General features: G+C 74.6%; 6 protein-coding genes. 5 read left to right on the top strand and 1 reads right to left on the bottom strand.

Annotated features, from left to right (window positions below; genetic code table 11):
- Window positions 1-118: 118 nt before the first annotated feature.
- Entirely contained in the window at window positions 119-1102 is a 984-nt protein-coding gene (locus tag ACFV5N_RS23480; protein WP_385603236.1) for an aldo/keto reductase, read from the bottom strand.
- A gap of 74 nt (window positions 1103-1176) precedes the next feature.
- On the opposite strand from ACFV5N_RS23480, the gene ACFV5N_RS23475 reads away from it, so the two are divergent.
- The 5 genes from ACFV5N_RS23475 (at window position 1177) to mshC (ending at window position 5948) form a co-directional block, all read left to right on the top strand.
- Window positions 1177-2226 (top strand): LLM class F420-dependent oxidoreductase, encoded by a 1050-nt coding sequence (locus ACFV5N_RS23475; RefSeq protein WP_385603233.1) that lies wholly within the window; start codon window positions 1177-1179, stop codon window positions 2224-2226.
- A 172-nt stretch (window positions 2227-2398) separates the two neighbouring features.
- A complete protein-coding gene (locus ACFV5N_RS23470; protein WP_385603230.1) occupies window positions 2399-3094 on the top strand; it encodes an MSMEG_4193 family putative phosphomutase in 696 nt (231 codons plus the stop codon).
- A gap of 76 nt (window positions 3095-3170) precedes the next feature.
- On the top strand, window positions 3171-3764 hold the full coding sequence (locus ACFV5N_RS23465) for a DUF3090 domain-containing protein (RefSeq protein WP_385603227.1): 594 nt from the start codon (window positions 3171-3173) through the stop codon (window positions 3762-3764).
- Entirely contained in the window at window positions 3761-4657 is an 897-nt protein-coding gene (locus ACFV5N_RS23460; protein WP_385603224.1) for an SCO1664 family protein, read from the top strand. Before ACFV5N_RS23465 ends, ACFV5N_RS23460 begins: the two co-directional genes overlap by 4 nt.
- A 61-nt stretch (window positions 4658-4718) precedes the next feature.
- Entirely contained in the window at window positions 4719-5948 is a 1230-nt protein-coding gene (gene mshC, locus ACFV5N_RS23455; RefSeq protein WP_385603221.1) for a cysteine--1-D-myo-inosityl 2-amino-2-deoxy-alpha-D-glucopyranoside ligase, read from the top strand.
- Window positions 5949-5983: the final 35 nt, after the last annotated feature.

Raw genomic sequence — 5983 nt, 5'->3', positions numbered from 1 at the left:
GTGAAGAAGGACGCGGCCGACCGCTCCCCGCTCTCCACCGCCCGCACGGCGGCCCGCAGGGCGGCGGCCGGGTCCGCGGGGGCGCCCTCGGCGGACGGCGGCGGCTGGCTCCCGTCGGTCACAGCGAACTCCAGTCATGGTCCGGGTAGTGGTGCACCGGGGCCGAGATGTCATCCAGCGCCCGGCAGATCTCGTCAGGAAGCCTAAGGTCCTCCACTGACAACACCTCGTTCAGCTGCTGCGCCGTGCGCGCCCCCACGATCGGCGCGGCCACCCCGGGCCGGTCCCGTATCCAGGCGAGCGCCACCTGCGCCGGGGTGACGGCCAGCCCATCGGCCGCCGTGGCCACCGCGTCCACCACCCGGCGGCCCGGCGCGTCCAGGTAGGGGGCGACGAATCCGGCCAGGGTGCTGGAGGCACCGCGCGAGCCGGGCGGGGTGCCGTGCCGGTACTTCCCGGTCAGCACCCCGCGGCCCAGCGGCGAGGACGGCAGCAGCCCCACCCCCAGGTCCAGCGCGGCCGGCAGCACCTCGCGCTCGACGCCGCGCTGGAGGAGCGAGTACTCCATCTGCGTGCTGGCCAGCCGGGTGCGCGCCCCCGGCACGCCCAGCTGCCAGGTGGCGGCCTTCGCGAGCTGCCAGCCGCAGAAGTTGGACACACCGGCGTACCGGGCCCGGCCACTGCTCACCGCGATGTCCAGGGCCTGGAGGGTCTCCTCCAGCGGGGTCATCGGATCGAAGGCATGGACCTGCCACAAATCGACGTAGTCGGTGCCCAGCCGCTCCAGCGAGGCGTCCAGGGCGGCCAGCAGATGGCCCCGGGAGGCGTCGAAGCGCCGGTCCGGATCGGGCACGCTGCCCGCCTTGGTGGCGATCACCAGCTCGGAGCGCGGCACCAGGGAATCCAGCAGCCGGCCCAGCAGGTACTCGGCCCCGCCGTCCGCGTACACATCCGCGGTGTCCAGCAGGGTGCCACCCGCCTCCCAGAACATCTTCAGCAGCTCCGCGGCGTCCGGCTCCTCCGTGTCCCTCGCCCACGTCAACGTGCCGAGCCCGAGCCGGGATACGCGCAGGCCGGTGTGGCCCAGATGCCGAAGATCCATGGCCGTTGAGCGTACTGGCGCCGCGGGGTAGAGTCCGTCGCAAGGGCAGGTTACCGACGAGTAGAGGCGGTTGTATGCGGCTCGGAATCAACCTCGGATACTGGGGCGCCGGAATGGACGCCGACAACCTCGCCGTCGCCCAGGAAGCCGACCGGCTCGGCTACGCCGTGTGCTGGGCCGCCGAGGCCTACGGCTCGGACGCGCCGACCGTGCTGAGCTGGGTCGCCGCCAGGACCGAGCGGATCGACGTCGGCTCCGCCATCCTCCAGATCCCCGCCCGCGCCCCCGCCATGACCGCCATGACCGCCGCCACCCTCGACTCCCTCTCCGGCGGCCGGTTCCGGCTCGGCCTCGGGGTCAGCGGCCCCCAGGTCTCCGAGGGCTGGTACGGCGTCAGGTTCGACAAGCCGCTCGCCCGCACCCGCGAGTACGTGGAGATCGTCCGCACCGCCATGTCCCGGCAGCGGCTCACCCACCAGGGCGAGCACTGGACCCTCCCGCTGCCCGACGGCCCCGGCAAGCCCCTCAAGCTCACCGTGCACCCCGTGCGCGAGCGCATCCCGCTCTACATCGCCGCCATCGGCCCGAAGAACCTCCGCCAGACCGGCGAGATCGCCGACGGCGCCCTGCTCATCCTCTTCTCGCCCGAACACGCCGAACACACCTCCCTCGCACCGCTGCGCGAGGGCCGCGCCGCCATCGGCGCCGACCTGAGCGGCTTCGACATCGCCCCCACCGTCCCGCTCGCCGTCGGCGACGACCTCGACACCCTCACCGACCACTTCCGCCCCTACACCGCCCTGTACGTCGGCGGCATGGGCAGCCGCGAGCAGAACTTCTACAACCGCCTCGCCCGGCGCATGGGATACGAGAAGGAGGCCGCCGAGATCCAGGACCACTACCTGGCCGGCGACAAGCACGCCGCGGCCGCCGCCGTGCCCCGCTCCCTCATCGACTCCACCACCCTCGTCGGCCCGGTGGACCGCATCGCCGACCGGATGCGCGCCTACGCCGAGGCCGGCGTCACCACGCTCTCCCTCGCCCCGGCCGGGCTCACCCTCGACGAGCGCATCGCCGCCGTACGGGCCGGGGCCGAGGCCCTGGAGCGGGCCGGAGTCGGCTGAAAGCCTGCGGCCGTGGTGGGGGCTCGGGGGTCTCCCCGCCACGGCCGTCACCCAGCCCAACGACCCTGCCCCGGCGGGGGTTACTCCCCGATCCGGATCCGGCACGCCGGGGGGTGTCCGGTGGAGGGCGCCGGCCAGGCGGGATCCACCGGACACCCCCTACGCTGGCCGCATGCCCACCATGCTGCTGCTGCGCCACGGCAGGACCACCGCCAACTCCTCCGGGGTGCTCGCCGGCCGCGCCCCCGGCACCGGCCTCGACGACTTCGGCCGCCGCCAGGCCGCCGCCCTGCCGGACCGGCTCGCCGGGGTGCCGCTGGCCGCCGCCGTGCACAGCCCGCTCCAGCGCTGCGTGGAGACCCTCGCACCGCTGCGCGCCGCCCGGCCCGGGCTCCCGGTGCACGCCGAGGAGCGGGTCACCGAGTGCGACTACGGCGAGTGGACCGGACGGACCCTGCGCGAACTCGCCGAACTGCCCCTGATGGCCACCGTCCGCAGCCGGCCCTCCGCCGTCCGCTTCCCCGGCGGCGAGGCGATGCGCGCCATGGCCGAGCGCGTGGTCAGCGCGGCGGCCGACTGGGACGCCCGGATCGCCCGCGAACACGGCCCCGACGCCATCTGGCTGCTGTGCACCCACGGCGACAACATCAAGGCCCTGGTCGCCGACGCCCTCGGCCTCCACCTCGACCAGTTCCAGCGCATCGCCCCGCACCCCGCCTCCGTCACCGCCATCCGCTACGGCGACCACCACCCCCTGCTGCTGCGCTTCGGCGACACCGGTGACCTCAGCGAGTTCGCGCCGCACACCCCGGCGGCCGAACGCGACGTGGCCGCCGAGACCGATGCGCCGGTGGGGGGCGGTGCCTAGGCACCGAGATCGTGATGCGCAGTAGGGTGCCAGTGTCGACCGACAACAGTCCGTCCCCGACCCCTGGGAGCAGTACGTGTCCCGTCAGGTGTTCCTCTACGACCCTCCGGAACGATTCGTCGCCGGGACGGTCGGACTGCCTGGCCGGCGCAGCTTCTACCTCCAGGCCACGGCCGGCCGCCGCATCACGAGCGTCGCCCTGGAGAAAGCCCAGGTGGAAGCGCTCGCCCAGCGCATCGACGAACTGCTCGACGAGGTGGTGCGCCGCTCCGGCGGCTCCACCTCCGTGCCCGCCGTCGCCCCGGCCGAACTCGCCGACACCGGACCGCTCCAGATGCCCGTCGAGGAGGAGTTCCGGGTCGGCACCATGGCCCTGGCCTGGGACGGCGAGAACGAGCGGATGATCGTGGAGGCCCAGGCCCTCGTGGAACTCGACGCCGACTCCGAGGAGGAGTTCGCCGAGGCCGAGGAACGGCTGCTGCGCGATGACGAGAACGGCCCGCCCATGCTGCGGGTCCGGCTCTCCGGCACCATGGCCCGCGCCTTCGCCAAGCGCGCCCTGGAAGTGGTCGGCGCCGGCCGCCCGCCGTGCCCGCTGTGCAGCCTGCCGCTCGACCCGGAGGGACACGTATGTCCGCGCCAGAACGGATACCGGCGCAGCCAGGCATGACACCCGATCAGCAGGAGGAGACCGCCAAGATCCTCGCGCACGGCCGGCTCACCGTCCTGGGCCGGATCCCCGACGCCTCCAACGCGGTGCTCTACGCCACGGCGGAACTCGGCGGCCGTACCGTGCCCTGTGTGTGCAAGCCGGTGGCCGGCGAACGCCCGCTGTGGGACTTCCCCGAGGGCAATCTGGCCCGCCGTGAGGTCGCCGCCTACGAGGTGTGCCGGGCGCTGGGCTGGGACCTGGTGCCGCCCACCGTGCTGCGCGAGGGGCCGGGCGGCGAGACCATGTGCCAGCTGTGGGTGGGCCCCGACCCGCTGGCCGAGGACGCGGAGCCTGCCGAGGACGAGGACGAGGACGAGGACGGGAGCGGGGACGGGCCCCGGGCCGGGGAGACCGGCGCGGCGCCCGGCGAGCTGCTCGCGCTCACCGAGGGGCCCGAGGCAGGCCCCGGCTGGCGGGCCATCGGTCAGGTGGAGACGGCCGACGGCACCCCCGCCCTGCTGGTGCACGCCGACGACCCGCGGCTGCGCCGGCTCGCCGTCCTGGACGCCGTCATCAACAACGGCGACCGCAAGGGCGGCCATCTGCTGCCGCAGCCCGACGGCCGGCTCCACGGCATCGACCACGGTGTGACCTTCCACACCGAGGACAAGCTGCGCACCCTGCTGTGGGGCTGGGCCGGCGAGCCGCTGCCGGACGGCGTGCCGCGGGCCCTGACGTCCCTCGCCGACGCGCTGGCCGACCCCGCCGGCGGCCCGGGCGCCCGGATCGCCGAGCTGATCAGCCCCGCCGAGTACGCGGCGCTGCGCGAGCGGGTCGCGGAACTGCTGCGGACCGGCCGCCACCCGCGCCCGGGCGGCGAGTGGCCCGCCATCCCCTGGCCGCTGATCTGAGGGCCCGGGCGGGCCCGGGGCCCGCCGTGTAACCGGGGGCACCTGCGGATAGGCTCGTGACATGTATGCCTGGCCCGCCTCCGAGGTCCCCGCGCTGCCTGGTCAGGGCCGCGACCTCAGGATTCACGACACCGCCACCGGGAGCCGGGTGACCCTCACCCCCGGGCCCGTGGCCCGGCTCTACGTCTGCGGCATCACGCCCTACGACGCCACCCATCTGGGACACGCGGCCACCTACACCGCGTTCGACCTGGTGCAGCGGGTGTGGCTGGACAACGGGCGGCAGGTGCACTACGTACAGAACGTCACCGACATCGACGACCCGCTGCTGGAGCGGGCGACGGCCACCGGCGAGGACTGGACGGCCCTCGCGCAGCGCGAGACGGAGCTGTTCCGCGAGGACATGACCGCGCTGCGGATGCTGCCGCCCAGCCACTACATCGGCGCGGTGGAGGCCATACCGGGCATCGTCCCGCTGGTGGAGCGGCTGCGCGACCAGGGCGCCGCCTACGAACTCGACGGTGACATCTACTACTCGGTCGCCTCCGACGAGCACTTCGGCTCGGTCTCCGGGCTGGACGCGGCGACCATGCGGGCGCTGTCCGCCGAACGCGGCGGCGACCCCGACCGCCCCGGCAAGAAGAACCCGCTCGACCCGCTGCTGTGGCTGGCGGCCCGCCCCGGCGAGCCCTCCTGGGACGGCGGCAGCCTGGGCCCCGGCCGCCCCGGCTGGCACATCGAGTGCGTGGCCATCGCCCTGGAGCACCTGGGCATGGGCTTCGACGTCCAGGGCGGCGGCTCCGATCTGGCCTTCCCGCACCACGAGATGGGCGCCTCGCACGCGCAGACGCTCACCGGCGCGTACCCCTTCGCGCTGAGCTACGTGCACGCCGGCATGGTCGGCTACGAGGGCGAGAAGATGTCCAAGTCGCGGGGCAATCTGGTCTTCGTCTCCCAGCTGCGGCGGGACGGCGTGGACCCGGCCGCCATCCGGCTCGCCCTGCTGTCGCGGCACTACCGCAGCGACTGGGAGTGGGACGGGCAGGTCCTGGCCGAGGCCACCGAGCGGCTGGGCCGCTGGCGGGCCGCCGTCTCCCGCCCGGACGGGCCGCCCGCGCTCGCCGTCGTCGAGGAGATCCGCGACGCGCTGGCCGACGACCTCGACGCCCCGGCCGCGCTCGCGGCCGTGGACCGCTGGGCCGGGGCCCAGGCCACCGGCGGCGGCGAGGACACCGGCGCCCCCGGTGTGGTCTCGCGGGCCGTGGACGCCCTGCTGGGCGTCGCGCTCTGAACGGCGGCCGGGCCCGTACGGACGCCGTACGGGCC

It is taken from the genome of Streptomyces sp. NPDC059853, assembly GCF_042731495.1.
GTDB lineage: Bacteria > Actinomycetota > Actinomycetes > Streptomycetales > Streptomycetaceae > Streptomyces.
This window is presented reverse-complemented; position numbering and strand designations above follow the sequence as displayed.

What these genes read in the sequence shown, in the direction of transcription:
- ACFV5N_RS23480 (WP_385603236.1), bottom strand. Translation starts at nt 1,102, where the DNA reads ATGGATCTTCGGCATCTGGGCCACACCGGCCTGCGCGTATCCCGGCTC.
- ACFV5N_RS23475 (WP_385603233.1), top strand. Translation starts at nt 1,177, where the DNA reads ATGCGGCTCGGAATCAACCTCGGATACTGGGGCGCCGGAATGGACGCC.
- ACFV5N_RS23470 (WP_385603230.1), top strand. Translation starts at nt 2,399, where the DNA reads ATGCCCACCATGCTGCTGCTGCGCCACGGCAGGACCACCGCCAACTCC.
- ACFV5N_RS23460 (WP_385603224.1), top strand. Translation starts at nt 3,761, where the DNA reads ATGACACCCGATCAGCAGGAGGAGACCGCCAAGATCCTCGCGCACGGC.
- mshC (WP_385603221.1), top strand. Translation starts at nt 4,719, where the DNA reads ATGTATGCCTGGCCCGCCTCCGAGGTCCCCGCGCTGCCTGGTCAGGGC.